Annotated in this window: 20 protein-coding genes; 15 read left to right on the top strand and 5 right to left on the bottom strand. The window is 38.4% G+C overall.

Annotated features, from left to right (window positions below):
* Positions 1 to 34: 34 nt before the first annotated feature.
* The 8 genes from AAZR93_RS12680 (at position 35) to AAZR93_RS12645 (ending at position 6,388) form a co-directional block, all read left to right on the top strand.
* Entirely contained in the window at positions 35 to 433 is a 399-nt protein-coding gene (locus AAZR93_RS12680) for a ProQ/FINO family protein (protein ID WP_434720008.1), read from the top strand.
* Between the two features lie 77 nt (positions 434 to 510).
* A complete protein-coding gene (locus tag AAZR93_RS12675; protein ID WP_434720007.1) occupies positions 511 to 1,119 on the top strand; it encodes a YcxB family protein in 609 nt (202 codons plus the stop codon).
* A 65-nt stretch (positions 1,120 to 1,184) separates the two neighbouring features.
* A complete protein-coding gene (locus AAZR93_RS12670; RefSeq protein ID WP_004263265.1) occupies positions 1,185 to 1,694 on the top strand; it encodes a hypothetical protein in 510 nt (169 codons plus the stop codon).
* 180 nt (positions 1,695 to 1,874) lie between these two features.
* The gene (locus AAZR93_RS12665) at positions 1,875 to 2,048 is read left to right on the top strand and encodes a hypothetical protein (protein ID WP_004255410.1); all 174 of its coding nucleotides are present in this window, start codon (positions 1,875 to 1,877) and stop codon (positions 2,046 to 2,048) included.
* Positions 2,048 to 2,386: a hypothetical protein gene (locus AAZR93_RS12660; protein ID WP_434720006.1), complete on the top strand. Its 339-nt coding sequence runs from the start codon at positions 2,048 to 2,050 to the stop codon at positions 2,384 to 2,386. The genes AAZR93_RS12665 and AAZR93_RS12660 overlap by 1 nt, the downstream gene beginning before the upstream one ends.
* 13 nt (positions 2,387 to 2,399) lie before the next feature.
* Positions 2,400 to 5,741, top strand: coding sequence for a hypothetical protein (locus tag AAZR93_RS12655; RefSeq protein WP_434720005.1), 3,342 nt, complete (start codon positions 2,400 to 2,402; stop codon positions 5,739 to 5,741).
* Positions 5,742 to 5,788: 47 nt separating this feature from the next.
* Positions 5,789 to 6,157 carry a hypothetical protein gene (locus AAZR93_RS12650; RefSeq protein ID WP_004255161.1) on the top strand — a complete coding sequence of 123 codons (369 nt, stop codon included), beginning with the start codon at positions 5,789 to 5,791 and terminating at the stop codon, positions 6,155 to 6,157.
* Positions 6,158 to 6,196: 39 nt separating this feature from the next.
* Positions 6,197 to 6,388, top strand: a complete 192-nt coding sequence (locus AAZR93_RS12645) for a hypothetical protein (protein ID WP_004255159.1) — start codon at positions 6,197 to 6,199, stop codon at positions 6,386 to 6,388.
* 800 nt (positions 6,389 to 7,188) lie between these two features.
* Here AAZR93_RS12645 and AAZR93_RS12640 read toward each other — a convergent pair.
* Entirely contained in the window at positions 7,189 to 7,608 is a 420-nt protein-coding gene (locus AAZR93_RS12640) for a hypothetical protein (protein ID WP_434720004.1), read from the bottom strand.
* Positions 7,609 to 8,725: 1,117 nt separating this feature from the next.
* On the opposite strand from AAZR93_RS12640, the gene AAZR93_RS12635 reads away from it, so the two are divergent.
* Both AAZR93_RS12635 and AAZR93_RS12630 read left to right on the top strand, forming a co-directional pair.
* On the top strand, positions 8,726 to 8,914 hold the full coding sequence (locus AAZR93_RS12635; protein WP_210783650.1) for a hypothetical protein: 189 nt from the start codon (positions 8,726 to 8,728) through the stop codon (positions 8,912 to 8,914).
* 774 nt (positions 8,915 to 9,688) lie between these two features.
* On the top strand, positions 9,689 to 9,976 hold the full coding sequence (locus AAZR93_RS12630) for a hypothetical protein (RefSeq protein ID WP_349487320.1): 288 nt from the start codon (positions 9,689 to 9,691) through the stop codon (positions 9,974 to 9,976).
* Between the two features lie 24 nt (positions 9,977 to 10,000).
* Here AAZR93_RS12630 and AAZR93_RS12625 read toward each other — a convergent pair whose 3' ends face one another.
* Positions 10,001 to 10,567, bottom strand: coding sequence for a hypothetical protein (locus AAZR93_RS12625; RefSeq protein WP_434720003.1), 567 nt, complete (start codon positions 10,565 to 10,567; stop codon positions 10,001 to 10,003).
* A gap of 517 nt (positions 10,568 to 11,084) precedes the next feature.
* Positions 11,085 to 11,462: a nitrogen fixation protein NifS gene (locus tag AAZR93_RS12620; RefSeq protein ID WP_434720002.1), complete on the bottom strand. Its 378-nt coding sequence runs from the start codon at positions 11,460 to 11,462 to the stop codon at positions 11,085 to 11,087.
* Positions 11,463 to 11,790: 328 nt separating this feature from the next.
* Here AAZR93_RS12620 and AAZR93_RS12615 point away from each other — a divergent pair, with 328 nt between their 5' ends.
* Positions 11,791 to 12,552, top strand: a complete 762-nt coding sequence (locus AAZR93_RS12615) for a YnfC family lipoprotein (RefSeq protein ID WP_434720001.1) — start codon at positions 11,791 to 11,793, stop codon at positions 12,550 to 12,552.
* Between the two features lie 111 nt (positions 12,553 to 12,663).
* On the opposite strand, the gene AAZR93_RS12610 is transcribed toward AAZR93_RS12615, so the two are convergent.
* Together AAZR93_RS12610 and AAZR93_RS12605 are read right to left on the bottom strand one after the other, a co-directional pair.
* Positions 12,664 to 13,737: a tetratricopeptide repeat protein gene (locus AAZR93_RS12610; protein WP_434720000.1), complete on the bottom strand. Its 1,074-nt coding sequence runs from the start codon at positions 13,735 to 13,737 to the stop codon at positions 12,664 to 12,666.
* Positions 13,738 to 13,752: 15 nt separating this feature from the next.
* Positions 13,753 to 14,949, bottom strand: a complete 1,197-nt coding sequence (locus AAZR93_RS12605; protein WP_434719999.1) for an FKBP-type peptidyl-prolyl cis-trans isomerase N-terminal domain-containing protein — start codon at positions 14,947 to 14,949, stop codon at positions 13,753 to 13,755.
* Positions 14,950 to 15,603: 654 nt separating this feature from the next.
* Between AAZR93_RS12605 and AAZR93_RS12600 the strand changes: the two genes are divergently transcribed.
* The 4 genes from AAZR93_RS12600 to AAZR93_RS12585 form a co-directional block, all read left to right on the top strand.
* Positions 15,604 to 15,939, top strand: a complete 336-nt coding sequence (locus AAZR93_RS12600) for a helix-turn-helix domain-containing protein (protein ID WP_434719998.1) — start codon at positions 15,604 to 15,606, stop codon at positions 15,937 to 15,939.
* A gap of 202 nt (positions 15,940 to 16,141) precedes the next feature.
* Positions 16,142 to 16,675, top strand: a complete 534-nt coding sequence (locus AAZR93_RS12595) for a fimbrial protein (protein ID WP_294108508.1) — start codon at positions 16,142 to 16,144, stop codon at positions 16,673 to 16,675.
* A gap of 73 nt (positions 16,676 to 16,748) precedes the next feature.
* Positions 16,749 to 17,282: a fimbrial protein gene (locus AAZR93_RS12590; protein ID WP_434719997.1), complete on the top strand. Its 534-nt coding sequence runs from the start codon at positions 16,749 to 16,751 to the stop codon at positions 17,280 to 17,282.
* A gap of 48 nt (positions 17,283 to 17,330) precedes the next feature.
* On the top strand, positions 17,331 to 17,953 hold a 623-nt coding region (locus AAZR93_RS12585; RefSeq protein WP_434719996.1), incomplete at its 3' end, for a FimD/PapC N-terminal domain-containing protein.

Here is a 17,953-nt window from a genome sequence, read left to right as displayed (position 1 = left end):
GTTTAGAATCGACAATATCAGAGAGGCTGTAATCATGGATCAGAGAGCAACATTAACGCTAAAGCGTAAAACGACACAGGAAGCCCCACAGCAACCGAAGAAGAAAAACAAGGCAGATGTTCACGCGAAGAAGAAACAACACCGTATCGAACGTATAGCGAAACACTGGACGCTATTCAGTGAGCCAGAAGCCAAGCCGCTAATGATTGGCATCAAGGAAGCTATGATTGCTGAGGCTACAGATAAAGGGCTGGATATCCCCGAGAGCCACATTAAACAGGGATTACGCTCATACATCAGCCGCAAGGCTTATTTGAAAGCCCTTACTCTGGGTGGCAATCGGTTTGATATGAACGGGCAACCTAGTGGAGAAATCACACCAGAACAGCAAGCCATAGCAGAACAAAAGCTGGCGGAATGGAGCAATAAATAATAAATTGCGTTTAAGCATCAGATTAAATTGTCTATTCTGGTGCTTACTTTCCATGATTAATTAAGGGACTAAGGTTGATGAAAAGCCGTTATGACATTCGTTATTCGCTAGCTTCACTAGAAACAGAGTCGATACTAAAGCTATTAAAAAAGAATAAAATTATATGGAAACTTAATTTTCATAAAGTTCTATCGTGGGTCGGTAGTATTGGCATTATTTGTGCGTTGCTTTCTTTTATCGGTTTCTTTTTTGGTGCTCTAGTCTACATTATGAATGCTGATAACATCATTGGTATTGGCGGTGATAGTAGTACAGCAATGAGAGTTTATTCTATGTCTCTCATGGCATTATTGTTCTGCGCGTTGGCTTTTTTTTTATTGGGCTTAAAAACAGCGATTGAATATGCTTTGTTAAAAAGAAAAGAAGAAAGAGAGCAGCAAAATGCAGATGCGATGCGGCATATGAGAATTACCCGATACTACATATCCGAAGTACATAAGTTCGGAAGTATTAAATTTTTCTGGTCATATATCGAAAGTGCCTATATTGCCAAAGGTTTCATGTTTATACAGACAACCTCAAATGAGTATTTTATCTTCCCTTCACGCGTTTTTTCATCAGAAGATGAATTTCAAGAAGTATACGAGTTTGTTACCGAGCAAATTGCTAGACATAAATCAAAATAACACAGTGAACACATAAGCCGCGGCGGTTATGTATAATTGGCCTTATCAACTAAAGGGATCACTAAATGAAAAAAATCATGATAACGGCTCTATTGGCTTTGTTTCTATCGGGATGTGATAACAGTCCACCAGCACCCTACGGATTTAAGTGGGGGCAGTCGGTGGAGGATATCCAAAAGTTAAACTTAGATGGTGAAGGATGTAGTTTAGCAACTTGTACGTTAGAAAATACGCCAGATAACACAGATGGAAAAACACTTTTAATATTTACTCCTGATGCTGGACTGGTGCAAATTTTACATTCTGAGGAACTAGAAAGGACAAATAAAACAACAGTGATGGATAGGTTTGACAATGTAATTGGTAATTTAAAGGAAACATACGGCGATCCAACTAGCAAAAAAGTTAAAATTGATGATGAAAGTGATTTCTTCGCTTGTTTAGATAAGATCGGATGTAGCGACATATACGCGGAGTTCATCAAAGGTGGGTATTCTGTATTTGTTTCAATCGGCATTAGAAATAAAGATGGTAAATTAGCCATTCTAACCAACTATTCTAAACCTCTAAACTAATCTCGCCTGAAGAACAAAAGCCGACCTTGAGTCGGTTTTTTTGTCGTCTTAATTTCATCAAAATTAAAAATAATAGAAAATATTTCTATATTTGCGATTGTTTATAGCAACATATTGTTGTTTATTTTTTGCTCTGGATTATAATTGTAGTGTATATAACTACAGGGTGGGTAAATAATCATGGATAAGCAAAAAAGAACCTTCAAGGCAGTGTCAATTGAAAGCGACATAGTAGATCGCGTTAAAAAATTTAAAGAAAAACAGGGTGAAAAAGATGTTTTCATTCAACGAGCGCCTATTAGCCAATTGATTCAAGGGCTATTAAGTGATGCCTTACAGCGTGAGGGGTTCTAATGGAAAAGTTACAGCAGTTAGCAAGCACCATAGCTCAGATTTATGTTGATGGGCTAAAAGCGGAAACGGGAACAACATTAGTGACTTATAACGGCATTGCAGGCGAAGTGATCCCTGAATTGCTGGCGGCAGGGCTATTTGATAATGCGGTATCAATTGTTAAGTCTCGCGGTGAATCGTTCGACGTTGAGAGTAAGGCATGTGATTTGTTGCGTCCGTATTTGAATGTATTCACTAAGCCATATTCCATCACAGATCAGTGTATTTATGTGATTGGCGAAATGACACGCTTTGCATTACGTGATGGTAATGTCAGCGGGTTATCAGCGAAACATTAAAAGAGAGGTCATTATGTTTGAGATTGATGGGGTTGAAATCATCATTAAAGCTGATACCGAGGGCGTTCTTGAGGCGGGGAAAGCGGTTAGAGAAACAAAACGGAAAATGGCTGATATGGGTAAACAGGCCGATGATACGTCAAAAGCCTTTTACCGATTTGATAAAACAGCAATCGCGGTTTCCAGTGCGTTAAAAATGCCTGAAATAAACCGCCTATCACGTCAAATGAGCGAGTTAACGGGGCAAATTGGCGCAGCGTCAGCCGCAACAGATAGAGCAACTAACGCGAATGCGCGTTTTACAGGGATAATTAGTAATGTCTCTGGGTTATTAGGTGCGGGGTATATTTCTAATATTGGCAGTGCGACCTCCTCACTCTTACAGCACACTCAAGGGGCAATTAACGCCACACAAGCCGAGGTTTCACATACTCGCGCCATTCAAATGAAAGCACAGGCATTACAAGCCGCAGCCTCCCAAGAAGTCATTAACGCTAGAAATCTTACAGTATCCGCACAAGCCGAGTTAAAAGCAGCTAAGGCAGCATTAGATAATGTTCATGCGCTAGATGGCGCAAATGATGCTAAACAACGTAGCCTTGAATCATTAAGAGCTAGACAGGTCGCAATGCTCAAAGATGCTGAAATAACCTATCAGATGTCAGAGAGTGAGGAAAATCTACAACGAGTTACTAAAGCCAGCAACGCCTTACATGCCACAGAAACGAAAATCAAAACGCATTTAGCCACGACAGGTAAAGAGGTTGCTAGGGCTGAGGCTCAAGTCGCTAAAGCGAAAGAAGTTGAAGCCAACGCAACCCATAAATTAAATGCGGCATTAGCATTAGAGCAAAAAGCGAAAGCCACACTAGCGACCACAACTGACGCAGTGACCGCAGCCAATAACCGCGCAGCCCAAGCAGCTAAAACTCAGTCTATCGCTATGCAAGGGTTACGGGGCGCAGTGGGATTGTTAGGTGGTCCTACTGGTGTATTCTTTTTAGCTGCCGCAGGTGTTTACGCGCTGTATAACGCCATGAACGATGACACCGCAACTAAAGAGTTTAACGACAGGGTAGATCAGTGGATTGATAAAATTGACGAACTGTCAGCAAAACAGGCGCGTGTTGTGGCTAACCGCTTAGGCGAGAAGATAGCGGAAACAACCACAGAACTAGATGGACAGAAAAAAAGCCTTGAAACAGTAAATATACAACTTGATTACTATAAAAATACCCTGTCCGATGTAAATAAGGAAATTCAGGCTATCCAAAGGAGAGATGGACAGATTGGGGAAACATATGCGCGTGACCATTTAGTAAAAGAGCTTAATGAGCTCACTAAAAAACAGCAGCAGTATGAGTTAGTTATATCTGAAGGTGAGCAAAATATTCGTCGCTGGACGGTATCACAAGGTAAAGCCGCTGATATTGCTAAGGTTAGAGCGCAACAAACGGATGAGCTGACCAGAGCCGATTTAATTTACCAACGCCAAGCTAAAGGCGTGATTGATGCTAACCAACAAGTAGCCAGATCACTGGAATTAGGCAGCGAGGCAGCAGTTAAGAAAGAACAGGCTATCAAAGAGCTAGAAAAGGCGTTAATTGCTGACGGCTTTGTTAAAGACTCTGAAATTTTTAAACAGAAAATCCAAGAATTAACGGATGAGTTTGATAAAACGGTCAGCTTGAACCTTGCTAACTCGCTTACTGAGATTGAGCAACGCACCCAAGCCCTTACTATTGGCATGAAAGACGGTAAGCCGGCACTGGATGAATACAACGCCTCGTTACTCCTCATGCAAATGGGATTGCAACAAGGTTCAGCGGCCTACAATACCGAACTCCCGAAAGCTATTGAAGCCATACGTAAGTTACGTGAAGCCCAAGAAGCCGCACTAAGCAGTAAATCAAAAGGCAACAAGTCAGCTAAAGCCGCCAACCAAGCGAATGAAGCGATAAAACGCCAAAGTGAGCAATTGGCCACACTGAAAAAACGCTATGGATTATTGGAAAGTGGCGCAGCCGATGTTAACCGTCAAATGGCAATCTATGAAGCTGTTCAGCGACTCGGGGCACAGGCAACAGAGAAACAAAAAGCGGCTATCTCAAAAGAGGCTGCGGAACTGTTTGACCTCAATCAGCGCGTGAATGATTTTATTGCGGCTCAGGAAATCACCCCAGAATTAAAACTGGCGCATACCTTTGGCGAGGAAGTGAAAACCCTCAAACGTTTGTTAGATGAGGGCTTCATCAACAAGGAAGATTTTGAGCGCATGGGGCGTGAGGCGATGGTGTCATTTAATCAGGGAATGACCGATATCAAAATCAATGCCTCAGTGAGTTACATTGAGGAGAACCGCGCTAAATTTGACCCGATTCAGGCATTGGCTAATGAGCATACTCAGAAGTTGGCCATGATGAAAGAATACAAGGCGCAAGAGCTACAAATACTCAATGAAGCCTATGCAAAACAACAAATTAGCCATGACCAGTTCACCGCATCCAAAGCGGCAACCGATGCGCAATACCAGCTACTCAGAACCGCAGCAGAGAAAGAGTACCAACAGCAGCAATTAGCGGCACAATGGGAGCTAATGAGACAGCAAAACTTAGGCTATGAGATGTTAGCCTCGGCGGTTGATTCTCTGGCGGGTAATGCTTCAAACGTCCTGACAGGGTTAATTACTGGTTCAATGGATGCGTCAGAGGCGTTACGTTCGTTAGGTAATACGATGCTGAACAGTGTTGTAAATTCCATTGCTCAGGTTGGTGTGGAGATGCTTAAAAACTTCATTCTGACCAAAACAATTGGCGTTGCTTCACAGGCAGCGAACGCAGCGGCAGCAACAGCAGGAGGTGCGGCAGCATTGGCAGCTTGGACACCAGCGGCAATAGCAGCATCAATCGCAACAGGCGGAGCAGCATCAGGAACGGGATTATCAGCCTATACAACCGCACAGGCCGCAGGGAAAGCTACGTCTATGTCAATGATTGGCTTTGGTGGTGGACGTTATAACGGTGGTGCGGTAGATGCGAATAAAATGTATCGATTTGGTGAAGGTGGTAAGCCTGAAATATTCCAAGCCGCAGGGAGAAATTACCTTTTACCAGGAGAAGGCGGTAAGGTTATTCCTAATCGTGATATTGGGGGCGGTGGTGTGCCTAATGTTGTTATCAATGTGAATAACACCGTTGCGAGTGCTCAGGTTGAATTTGGTCAGCCACAATATGACCCAAGGACAAACACGATCACGCTTGATGAAATTATTCATGAAGTGATGAACGGTGGAAAATTAGATGATGCTTTACGTCAGGCTTATGGGTTAGGCAGAAAGGCAAGAGGCAGCTTTTAATTTTAATGGGGCAGATTTCTGCCCTTTAGTTTTATTGGAGTACAGCAATGATAAAAGTGAAAGTCTCTAAGAGAAGAGGTCGTAATCAATCGTTCCAGCAATATTGCCAACATGTAGAGCAACGCGTATCACGCGCTATGCAGCGGTTTCTTATCGATGCTGGAGCACAGGCCGCAGTCTATACGCCTATCGACACCTCAACATTGATTAACAGCCAGTTTCGAACGGTCACCGTTAACGGCACACGAGTAACGGGGCGCATTGGTTATTCCGCCAGCTATGCCGCTTATGTGCATGACCCTAAAGTTAAGCAGAAGTTTAAACGCCCAACGGCTAAAAAAGAGTTCTTGAAAAAAGGCGTAGAGGAAACATTACCCAATTTAACTAAGTATATTCAAGAAGAATTGAAGCGTTAACTTTGATGATTTAGATACCAGTACGCGCGAGGGGAAAATATGCAGAAAACAATCAAAAAGAAAACCAACCGTTATTTTAATGATGTGCCTACAACGCGCCTAATCGTGACGTGTGAGCAGTCAGTCATTGATATGGTAGATATTCACATTAGAGCCGATAGAGTGACGAGGGGCAATCGTGCGGAGTTTGTGAGGCAAGCAATCATTGAGAAGCTACAGCGTGAACTTTGATGATTTATGCAGCAGTACGCGCACGCGCGAGGCTGTAAATCTTTGACGATTTAGTGACACGCTAGGAATGATGATTTTCGGGCACGTTAACAAAGGCAGTTAGATAGTTTTTACACATCGTAGAACGGGAGTTTTCGGACACGTTAGCAGCTAATTTTCGGACATCGTAGCAAGAGTTTTCGGAGTCCATAAAAAGGGTTGAATTAGCGACAAATATAGATACTAAATCTTAACAATTCTTAACGTTTTTCTAATGCCAAAATCTTAAGAAATCCTAAGATTATTACTGGTTGGATGCTAACATTTGCTAACGTTCAGATGATAACATTTGATAACGTATTTCGGTTAACGCCACCTCACGAAACCTCACGCATTAGTCCTAACAAATCCTAACGTTTTAGACTGATTGAGATGGTAGCTAACATGCCGATAAATAGATAATATTTAGTGAAATATCGCACTGCGCATTGATGCCAAAATTGCGGACTAAAACTGCGCACAGAATTGCGAACAAAAGTGCGAATTTCGCAGTTGGCCATGAAGTGGGAATGTAGCATTAAAGCCGCTTTCTGTCTGGCTTTGTTCAATGATGGCCTGTTATCAATTGTTATGGTTCATTGTTGAGAAATGTTAAGGTTGTTCGCAGTTTACTACTACAGAAAACTACAGGTTGAACTTAGTAAAACTTAGTAATCATTCGCAGTTTGATATGTATCGGAATGTATCGGTAAATTGCGCACTAGATGCTAAGAAATGCTAAGGTTTAATGCGCAGTTGAATGCCAAGTTTTACAGGGGTGATTAGCTACACAGTTTCCCTGCTATATCCTTGTGACGCTTCCACGCTGAATAAATATCCTTATCCCACGCTTTACCGCCTTTAGTTTGATATCCAGCCTCATTAATCCGTTCAGCGATAATGCGCCCGTTATCTATGCCCTCTGATAGCACTAAATTAACCACAGAAACGACAGCAGACTCATTATAGGTATAAGGCGGGATATCTGCCTTACCAGCAATCAAAGATGCCACAGACGATTCTAGGCGTTCTACTAGCGATAGCATACGAGCGTCAGGGTTGCTGTCTGGTCGGTTTAACTTCTCTTTGATAGCTGAGACTATCCACGATGTTTTATCGCTACCAGAGTTCGATACAGCATCATTAAACAGGGCTTGTAGTTCAGCAGGTAAACGAAAGGCAATAAGATTAGATTTACTCATGATAATAGTCCGTTATTAGCTCAATGAGTGCTTATTATATCAGCGTATAACACTGTTATACAGATTAGAAAATATAAAATTGCTGGTGGATTTAACGAGTAATTCTATAACTTAAAGTTAGGGTAACTTACTGTAAAACAAGCAAAGCGTATTATTGCGCCTTGTAACTGACTGAATACATGGCAAAGCTCAAATTTGAGCACATTCTAATTTTACCAATAGAATCAATTGGCTCATTTTTGAGCCTATATTTATCAATAGAAACAGTGCCCTCAAAATTGAGGAGAGGTAACGATTGTGATTATGGCCATAGTCGGAAAGGGTGACAGTTGAAATGCTACCCTTGATACTGAGGACGGCTTGAAATGAAGCTCTCATATAAAAACCACAAATTAGTGCCTTTAGCCAAAGTAGCTAAATATTAGCCAGTACAGCTAACTACTCGAAAATCACGGTGTAGCTATTTTGATATCAAAAAGAATCGCAGCAATAACGTACCAAAATGGTACTAATATAAACCACGGTGGTACTATGGTGTTGTTATAGTGATTGTAAGGTATCCGTTTTGGTATCCACCGAAAAGGCTATATTTTACTGGATACTCCATCCGCTGAATGTTGACAATTGTTGACATCAGAACCTGACAAAACCTGACATGAGAACAAAGTAAATGTTGTTAATTGTTGTGGTCGAAAACTTGTCAAAACTTGTCATCACGCCAAAGAAATTTATAAGCCCCGTTCAAAACCAAGTAGGTACGCAGTAGGTATGTGTTTAATTCTCGCATTTCGCTATAATTAAATAAAATCATGATGTTGTGGAAAAGTACGCAGAATGGTACGCAGCAAAACAAGGGTAATAAGTTTTGACTAGTCTTGACGGATATAACTTGGTTGCCACTGTGAAACATAACCCATTGATTTTTCCGAGACCGTCACTTTGGGTTAGCCATGAGGTAGCGTATTTTAACCTGTGCGCGTGGTTGCCATTTTGACGGTTGCCACTCTGGTTGCCAGCAAAACAGCATGTTTTATGCTAGTGGATTGATAGCCTTTGATTGTTCCAGTTCAGCACAATCAAGGTATAGCGATAATCACAACACCTTTGAGGTATAGCCATGTTACAACGTGAAGCAATAGAAGCCGTTATGATGGAGTTAGCCCACCAGCAAGGGCAATCACTCAACGGACGCGATAGGTTAGCCATTAGAACAGGTGTAGCGCAGACAATACAGGCTAAAGAGCGTCACAAGCGGAGAATGACAGCACCTGCCTACCAATGGACTAAGCCAGCACCGAAACGATAATAGGTTGCCTTGAAATCAAGGAGACATGAGGCTCTGAAATCGGAGGCTCGTCACTGGCTGGCAATATTCCAATAATGTCCAAGAGATAAAAGTAACCACTTTGGTAACCACCAAAAGTAACCACAATGCAAATAAGCATTGCGATACCCACAGGACAAATTTGTCCTCTGAATAAATATCAATAAGTTACCGTGACATAAATGTGCGTTACCGAGTAAATCAATAGGTTATCTAGTCTAAACATGAATAACCAAAGCTAAAATAACGGTCCTATTACGGTCCGTATAATGTGATTGAACGGCAAGGTTAAACGGGGATGTTACGGGGAGGATTAAGCCAATAACGGTAAGGTTACGGTAAGGAATCAGGGCGAGATTACGGCGAGGTTTCCACAATGGTTTCCAGTGAAAACGCACTTTAGCAAATGGAAACTAACACTAAGGTTACGCTAAGGTTTCAGGCGGTCAATTTGACCGTTAGTAATGAAAACAATGTATTGCCACCTATTACCATTGGTCACTGAAACGATGACCAATGAGCGTTAATCTGGTTTTGTGACAGAATTAAGCGTTATCAATCAGTTATATTTTGATTCCGTCGATTTAACGGAATTAAGCATAATCAATAGCTTATAGATACATACGGGATTATCCCGTATCATCATGGATAAATTAACGTTTAGATCACCCCTAGAAATTAGAATTATTATCCGATCTTCCAGAGTCCCACTAGCATTATATTTTAACCCCTAGCTTATATTGTGATGATATCAAGATGAATAAACCAGAAATGAGAAAAGCAAAATCAATCAGGATCACCACATCAGGAAAGGTAATAAAAGCCCCTGAGCGAGTTAAAACAGCGACAGGTAAAGTTATGGCCACAATGACTATTCAGGCTGAGAGTGACAAGCGTAGCCCGTACCCATTAAAGATAGTGGCATTCGATATTAACGCGCTGGAGCTAATGACCTGCCAGAAAGGAAACAAAGTCACGGCTACAGGTCGCTATGAATGGTTTAACGGCTATCAGCTAACAGGGGCACAGATAGTTACTGGTTAGTATAATTGTTTATTCAATTGAGTGCTAACCTTGAGGCTTGTATACGCCAAAAACTACTCTTGGTAACACAGCTAATCCAACATTAGTTAAACCCCAATAGTTGTGACCTAGATTCCTAATAAAATTTGCACAACCTAACTCTTCGAGATCTTGAAGCAGCGATTGAGTATCTTCTATAGTAATGTTAAAGGATGTTGCAATTTTCTCAATAGTTAAGTTTGGAAGAGGATTTAAACCTAAATACTTCAAAATACCTTCTAATTGATTATTTTTATTAATGCTTGCAGCTATTTCATCAATATTTATTTGGGGTGAGGTTTTTTCCACTTGTTTTTCAGCCTCCTTAATGTCTCCCATTACCCTTACCATTGCGTCAATTTCTAATGTGCCACTAAATAATCCAAGTTTAATATTTTTTATCTGTATTTTAGTAATTAAAATTCCTAGTACCCCAGTTATGACAGAAATTGCCATTTGTATCAGTTTATCGAAATATCCAAATAGGGATGAAAACACAAATAAACAAAGTATGGATAAAAATAAAACTATAGGATCAGCCCACTTTGAAAAAATGTTATTAATGCCGTTCATTTTTCATACTCTCATTTGCTTAAGGGTTAGATAGCTAATAATTAGGATATGATAATACACAATTGTATATTCAGGTTTGCCTAAGAATATAACTAATTTATCACGTTTAGGTAAAAAGATTCTTCAGTTGCTATGGTTCCGTTTGAAACGGAGTCGTGAAAAGACGAGCAGGGTTATTTCTGGCTGGCATTTCATTATATGCAATAAAATCGCCATTGATGATATTTATGCAATGATGTTACTGGAAAGTGTAAGGCTAACATTGAGATTAAAAATCACCTCAAAACAGGCATGACAAAAATATTAGGGGGTACATTTGGGGGTATCTATAAAGTTAGAATTTAAATAATTATTTATTATCAATGTATTGATTGCTATGCATGGCTCTCTCCTCCGCCATCTTCACTTCTAGTATCAATTCTGAACGTTGTTCAATTCTAAGTAAATCTAAACTCAAAAAAAATCAAAACCCAATCAATTTAGATAGTGTTAAGTTAAGGCTAGGCATGTGTTGATTTTATTGCCTATTATCTAGCTTTATTATCTTGCGTATAACAGCTGTAGTGACATTATTGGCATATTCCATTGTGCTGAGGTAGATAATATTATTTTTATCAAACCCTGTTTCATTAAATTGGTACTTTAGACCAGGGACACAAACGAGAAGATCTGCATTTTGGGAAATTAGTTTTTTTATATCTGACTCTGTGTCATCACAGTAAGCTTTCCAATCCAAATTTTTTACATCTATCTCTTTTTGTAACGCTGATAAATAGTTATCAACTGTATTACCTGAGAGATATCTGGCTACAATACTCGAGCCGTTTACCCATGGATACGTTACTCTTCCAAGAGTAGGACTTGGGTTATGAATTAGAAATATTTTTTTTCCCATTAAAGATCCTTAATGATTTTAGTTGTATATGTTAAAACGTAAAAATTTTTTTATTATCAATCAGATAGTGCTGTATTATGGTTTTAATTAAGATTACTTAAGATTAATTATTTTAATTATATCTCTTATAGTTTTTTAATCCCCAAAATATCGAAAAATAATGGGGGGTTAAAATAAAATGCTAATCTATCTTAATTTTTTGCCATCTATTTTTGTTTGAATAAATTTCTGATTTTTAGAAGAATATTACTCGTATTTGTAATAAGCTAATATAATGATTATTAAAAATAAATCACAGTATATGAGTTGTTTTGAGGTATGAAATTAAATGGGTAATCAATATTTATTGCCAATTATACAATTAACTATTTTTTTTATATCTTTTGAATCTTTGGCATTTCAAAAGCAAGAGTATAATCCTGTTGTCTTTAATATGGCACAACTATATGATTTTAATCCAGTTAAAGGGAATGTTAAAGAAGTTAAAGCTGTTGTTTATAATGAAGATAATTCGATTAACTATGAGTCATTATTAACCATTGGGCGTGATGGCTGTGTAGAGAGCTTTACCTTAAATCAAAAACAAGATGAGTATCTTAGTCGATTGAATAATCATCTTGTTGTTAAAAGAGTCAAGAATAAACTAGTTGGTACCGATACCTCTGGCCCTATCGAAATGACTATAGGTAATAACTGTATGATATTATCCAGGAAAGATATTAATGGTGAGTTGATTTATCAATATAATAAAGATGGGATTATCATCGGTTCAGTACTTGCTGATACCAAGGAAAAGTTTAGCGAGAATAATTACAACGAGTTTAAACTGCCAACAACGATAAAATATTATAAAGGTAACAACGTCATTTCTGAAACCATAATGACTTATGGGAAAGATATGCAAAAACCATTTGATTTCTTTATGGAAATATTGGTTCTAGGGCAGGTTATTCTGCAAGTGGATTCTAAATGTAGCTATGATAATCAGAATATTGCGTATAAATGTAATTTTGTTTTAACCTTGAACTCAGAAGGTAAGAAAATCAAATTGTTAAAAAATAGCACCACAGAAGCATTGTTTTTTTATTGATTTAGTAATCGAAGTCGTACGGTTTTGGTTACAGGATTATAGCCAAAACCATACTGATAAAGGTTTAAAATCATTTTTTATTTGAGGCGTGTCTAATGCGATTAGAAATGCCTAATGGGACACACTTGGAGTATGGATAACGCTTTCTTCCGGAGTCCCAATGAATAGTGGTTGGGAATCTGACTGCAAAGCAAGACAAGCTTGCTGCAAACTATTATCACAAGCTAATTGAAAATAATAGCGTATAGCATGTGGCGATGCATTTTTGATTTCACCTTTTAGCATTAACCAGCCAAGATTATATTGTGCATAAGGATTACCTTGCTCCGCTGAAAGCATAAACCATTTTTGTGCTTGTTCTATTGAAGTGGGGACATCATCACCTTGATAATAGATTAACCCAAGATTAAGTTGGGCATCGCTATCACCTAATTCAGCTGCTCGAATAAAGTAATTAAGTGCTTTTTCTTTATCTATTTTACCTGCCTTACCTTGCCAATAAAACCAACCTAAATTATTAAGTGCGTAAGCATTGTCTTGATCTGCCGAGGCTTGATACCATTTTAATGCTTCATTAAGTTCAGGTTGCCCGCTTGCTCCATTTTCATATAACCAACCAAGCATATTTTGTGCTGATGCATGGCCTTGTTCGGCTGCCATTTTAAACCATTTTATGGCAGATAGTTGCGAAGCTTGGTTGCTGTCACTTTCCTCCATATATAACCAACCTAACTGATGTTGGGCATCGGGCTCACCTTGTTCAGCAGCAAGACTGAGCCAGTGTAATGCTTGACTACGCGATTTTTCAACACCTTGGCCTTTCTCATAAATTAAGCCTAATTGGTACTGTGCAGGTAAACTTCCTCGCATTGCAGCTTTTTTGAACCAATAAATGGCTTTTTGCCATGATTGATTAACACCTAATCCTGATTCATATAATGCGGCTAAATAAAGTTGGGCTTCCATATTGTCTTGCTCTGCCGCTTTCTGAAAATATTCGGCCGCTTGTACATAATTAGGCGGATTTGCATTGTAATAGGATAATCCTGCGTCAAACTCTGTGGTGGCATTAATTGAGTTTGAAACTGTATTGGTTGTATGTGGTTTATTGTCATCTGAATTGTCGCCACAACTCGTGGTCATCAATATACTGACTATCGTTATGACTAATAGGGAAATTCTCATTATTGTTTCCTAATATTAAAGAGCAAGTGCTGGTTTTATATCTGCAATACGTAATGTGTACATAATTGATGCTCCTGGTGGTACTTTGGGTGGGTAGCCCTCATCGCCATAGGCTAATTCAGGCGGAACGATAAAGGTGATTTCGCCATGATTTTGCAAATGACTAATGGCAGATTGGAAAAGGGGAGGATAGTTATCTAATGGCAGTGTGAGCGATTTATCTTGTAAATCCATATCATTGACGATAGTTCCATCTAATAGTGATTCTTTAACGACAATACTGACCATATCGGTAGCTTGAATTTTTCCCTGCCCGGTATAGTTCACTTTGTAGGAATAGCCTAATGGATCTGACTCCACACCTTTTTGTTTCGACCAATTCGCCATAAATGCTTTTGTGATTGGTGCTTGTTGATCTTTTTTGGCATTACGATTTTTTGTTATAGCAGAATCAGCAGCAATTAATGCAGTATGCAATTCGGTAGGTGAAAGTAATGTACGGCCTTCAATTGCATCGGTGATACCGGCTAAATAGGCTTTTTTGTCCATATCTTGTCCAAAAGATTGATTCTCTTTGTGGATAGTCATTGCATCTTGTCCTATAGCGATACCTGCCGCATAAGCTTGTTTTAGGGCTTCATCACTTTTTAGTTGCTCAAGAGGCACTAACTGCTGCGTGGCTACAGCTTGTTCCAATGCTAATTTTTGTGCCTTCTCAGCATTTTCAATTCGTTGACTTAATAATTTGATATTGTTATTCAAATTAAGATTTTCATTTTTTGATTTATTTAATGATTCTTCTATTTGTGATTTTAAAGATTCTTGTTCTTTTAATTTTAATTGTACGCTTTTCTTGTTTAATAAAACTAATAAGTTGTCATTAACTCGATTGATTTTAGCTTGTAGAATTTCTTTTTCTTGTTGTTGGAAACGAGCCTTATACATTTTTTCATTGATAGTGAGTGCTTGAATTTGTTTATTTAGCATTTTCAATTTTACTTGTGGCAGTTGAATTCCACTTTGTTCTTCATTGTAAGGCTGGTTTTTTTCTATTCCTTGCTTTAGTTTTTTTTGTTCATATTCATTAGCAAATTCTAATAATCCTGGAAGTTGATTCTCATTAGTAAATGATAATGATGGGAAGAGTAGTGTTGAAAATAATATTGAAGTATAAATTGAAACTCTAATATTAGGATGATTAATTTTAGTCATAATGGAATCTCGAAAATTCGTTAGTGTTATTCATTTAATGATGTGTTTTATTAATTAGTCGATTAATAACGATGTTGTTAGTTGGTTAAATATAGCTGCATCAGAATATAAATTAAAAAATAAATATTCAACAGAAATAAAAATCTCGTATTACTTTATTTAAAATAATAACGGGAATTATAATAATATTAGAGTTATTACAAAATATTATATCTAAATATGAAGTATTTAATAGGTGGTAAATATTTACAACTAATTGATTTAATTATATTTTTTATTATTTAAATATATATTAAAATAAATAACATTATACGTATTATCACTTAATGTATTAAAAAGTATTAATTTTGGCATAAAAAACCTACTTATAGTTCGAATTTTGACTTTTAAGGTGTTTAATTCTAGTCATATTTGTATGTTCATAATGGGAGTCTTGAGGAACCTGAATTAAAGTGATTTAATTTCATTAATTACTCATATTGAGGGTATTTGGATTTAGTTAATAACTGCTTGATAGCTATTGCCTTGCTTGATTTTAATTAGAAGCTAACGTAAATTCCTTCCCAACAACGCAATACATAAAACATTTTCGTGCAGGCAGCCTTTAAAGAGGATAACGAAGATATTAGTTGTATCAGAAGTAAGGAGCCTAATATGATTGTGGGACAAGAAGTATCAAAAAGTATTTTTATGATAGCCGTAGGGAAAGAGATTTTTCGCTTAAGAAAAAAACGCGGATTAAGTGGTAAACAATTAGCTGTAAAATTAAATATATCTCAACAACAAGTATCTAGATATGAAAGAGGTGTCTGTAATATAAATGTAGATACCCTTTTTGTTATATTACATGAGTTGGATTGTAGTTTAAGTGTTTTTTTTAGTTCAGTGTATCTAAATGTAAATAATTTAGAGAAAGAGGTTAGTACTCATTATATTAATTTATTTTTACCTCCGGCTCCATATTACCATGGTGAGAATGTTTTTCGGTAAAGCTGAGTTGTTTATTCGGTTTATATATTTTAATAACTATTAGTTATATTAAGCTTCTAACTGAGAATAAAGAAGATACTTTTTTCTTAGAAGGTACTCTATTTGTTTTTATTTATTAAAAATAAATGCTCATTAATTACTTAACCAAGTGGATTAATTAAAATCTACTTTATTTTAACGTTCATCGTAAGGCGTAACTAATATGAAAAAGATTATTTTAGCAACCCTGATTTCTGGCGTAATGAGTGCATCTGCTTTAGCTGTTGATGCAGGTTCAGGTACTGTGACTTTTAACGGTTCAATCATTACTGCACCATGTTCAATCGCACCAGGCGAAGAAAACCAAACTGTTGAACTGGGTCAAGTTTCTAACGTAACGCTGACTGCTGGTGGCGAATCTTCAGCTCAACCTTTCTCTATCAAGCTGGAAGGCTGTAATTTAGAAAAATCTAACGAAGTGACTATTACTTTCGCTGGTACTGAAGCAACGTCAACTGATGGTGAAGGTAATACAGCAGGAACAGGATTACTGCAAATCACGGGTGATGCGAAAGGCGCTGCCGTGAAGATCATGAACTCTTCTAGTACACAAATCAAAGTTAACGCAGGTAGTACTCAAAACTACGTTCAAGGCGACAATGAGCTGAAATTCCAAGCTTCGTTGAAAGGTCTAGGAACAACTGTAACTCCAGGTAACTTCCAAGCAGTAACGAACTTTACCTTAGCATACAACTAATTTTTAAAAATTAAGGTATGTGCGTCATGGGGTGTTTCGGCACTTCATGGCTTGTTCAGCAATGGAGGTGATCGTGAAGCGAACAGGATTGTTAAATACGGCGCTATTGTTAGTAGGTGTTTTCTGGCTAATGCCTGCACAAGCAGCTCTAGGAGTAGTTTGGGGTAAAGTGAGTATGCAAGGTAGCATCGTTGATACGGCTTGTGCTATCGATACTGGTTCTTATGAGCAATCTATTGATATGGGTATTTTGCCGATTGGTTTGTTACGCCAAGTTGGACACGGACCTGTACAACCTTTTTCTATCACCTTAATTGGCTGCCAACTCACCCCCCATGATGGCGACAACTGGCAAACGTTCTCAGTCACTTTTGATGGCCCTGCAAACGGCGAGTGGTTTAGCGTTTCAGGGGCAGCAAAAGGTGTCGCATTATCACTACAAGATGCATCTGGACAAACCGTACGCCCAGGTTTGGCAACAGTAAAACAAGAAATCAAACCAGGTAATTATGTCCTTAATTATGGTTTAAGGCTGGTCTCCGATGAAACCCCACTGCGTCCAGGGGAATACCAGACAGCAATTCGCTTCAAACTCGATTATTACTAATAAAAAATGCTGAATTTTTCCTGATACTGATCTTTAGGGATGTTACTTATGTCTTTGTTTAATGCTTACTTACCTAAACCACGTTTATTAAGTGTGGTTATTGCACTGACACTTCACGGTGCAGCACTGCCGGTTTTCGCGGCAGAAGCAATTCAATTTAATACCGATGTATTAGATCTCGAAGACAAAAGTAACATCGATTTAAATCAATTTTCGCGCGCAGGGCATATTATGCCTGGCAATTATTCATTAACGTTAAAAGTGAATGATGAAACATTGCCTGAGATTACGGTTCCTTTTTATGTGCCTGAAAATGATCCCGAGGGGAGTATTGCCTGTTTATCCCTTGAATACATTAATCAATTGGCGCTGACGTCTACCTCATTAAAAGATTTAACGTGGTGGCACGATGGACAATGTTTAAACCCTGAGAGCCTACCGGGTATGCAGATCCGTGGCGATTTAGCGACCTCTTCTTTATATGTCAGTATCCCGCAAGCCTACATGGAATATACGGCACCAAATTGGGATCCTCCTTCACGTTGGGATGATGGGATATCGGCAATTTTGGCCGATTATAATATCAATGCGAATGCTAATAACTCTTACCGAAAAGGGGGAAATGACAGTTATCAAGTTAATGGTAATGGAGTCATGGGTATAAACCTTGG

The organism is Providencia sp. Je.9.19, assembly GCF_051129765.1.
GTDB lineage: Bacteria > Pseudomonadota > Gammaproteobacteria > Enterobacterales > Enterobacteriaceae > Providencia.
Note: the sequence above shows the minus strand (reverse complement) of the source record. Positions and strands in the feature narration are given on the sequence as shown.

Excerpts from the sequence above, each read along its gene's own strand:
- AAZR93_RS12680 (WP_434720008.1), top strand. The coding sequence starts at position 35 with ATGGATCAGAGAGCAACATTAACGCTAAAGCGTAAAACGACACAGGAA.
- AAZR93_RS12675 (WP_434720007.1), top strand. The coding sequence starts at position 511 with ATGAAAAGCCGTTATGACATTCGTTATTCGCTAGCTTCACTAGAAACA.
- AAZR93_RS12670 (WP_004263265.1), top strand. The coding sequence starts at position 1,185 with ATGAAAAAAATCATGATAACGGCTCTATTGGCTTTGTTTCTATCGGGA.
- AAZR93_RS12665 (WP_004255410.1), top strand. The coding sequence starts at position 1,875 with ATGGATAAGCAAAAAAGAACCTTCAAGGCAGTGTCAATTGAAAGCGAC.
- AAZR93_RS12660 (WP_434720006.1), top strand. The coding sequence starts at position 2,048 with ATGGAAAAGTTACAGCAGTTAGCAAGCACCATAGCTCAGATTTATGTT.
- AAZR93_RS12655 (WP_434720005.1), top strand. The coding sequence starts at position 2,400 with ATGTTTGAGATTGATGGGGTTGAAATCATCATTAAAGCTGATACCGAG.
- AAZR93_RS12650 (WP_004255161.1), top strand. The coding sequence starts at position 5,789 with ATGATAAAAGTGAAAGTCTCTAAGAGAAGAGGTCGTAATCAATCGTTC.
- AAZR93_RS12645 (WP_004255159.1), top strand. The coding sequence starts at position 6,197 with ATGCAGAAAACAATCAAAAAGAAAACCAACCGTTATTTTAATGATGTG.
- AAZR93_RS12640 (WP_434720004.1), bottom strand. The coding sequence starts at position 7,608 with ATGAGTAAATCTAATCTTATTGCCTTTCGTTTACCTGCTGAACTACAA.
- AAZR93_RS12635 (WP_210783650.1), top strand. The coding sequence starts at position 8,726 with ATGTTACAACGTGAAGCAATAGAAGCCGTTATGATGGAGTTAGCCCAC.
- AAZR93_RS12630 (WP_349487320.1), top strand. The coding sequence starts at position 9,689 with ATGAATAAACCAGAAATGAGAAAAGCAAAATCAATCAGGATCACCACA.
- AAZR93_RS12625 (WP_434720003.1), bottom strand. The coding sequence starts at position 10,567 with ATGAACGGCATTAATAACATTTTTTCAAAGTGGGCTGATCCTATAGTT.
- AAZR93_RS12620 (WP_434720002.1), bottom strand. The coding sequence starts at position 11,462 with ATGGGAAAAAAAATATTTCTAATTCATAACCCAAGTCCTACTCTTGGA.
- AAZR93_RS12615 (WP_434720001.1), top strand. The coding sequence starts at position 11,791 with ATGGGTAATCAATATTTATTGCCAATTATACAATTAACTATTTTTTTT.
- AAZR93_RS12610 (WP_434720000.1), bottom strand. The coding sequence starts at position 13,737 with ATGAGAATTTCCCTATTAGTCATAACGATAGTCAGTATATTGATGACC.
- AAZR93_RS12605 (WP_434719999.1), bottom strand. The coding sequence starts at position 14,949 with ATGACTAAAATTAATCATCCTAATATTAGAGTTTCAATTTATACTTCA.
- AAZR93_RS12600 (WP_434719998.1), top strand. The coding sequence starts at position 15,604 with ATGATTGTGGGACAAGAAGTATCAAAAAGTATTTTTATGATAGCCGTA.
- AAZR93_RS12595 (WP_294108508.1), top strand. The coding sequence starts at position 16,142 with ATGAAAAAGATTATTTTAGCAACCCTGATTTCTGGCGTAATGAGTGCA.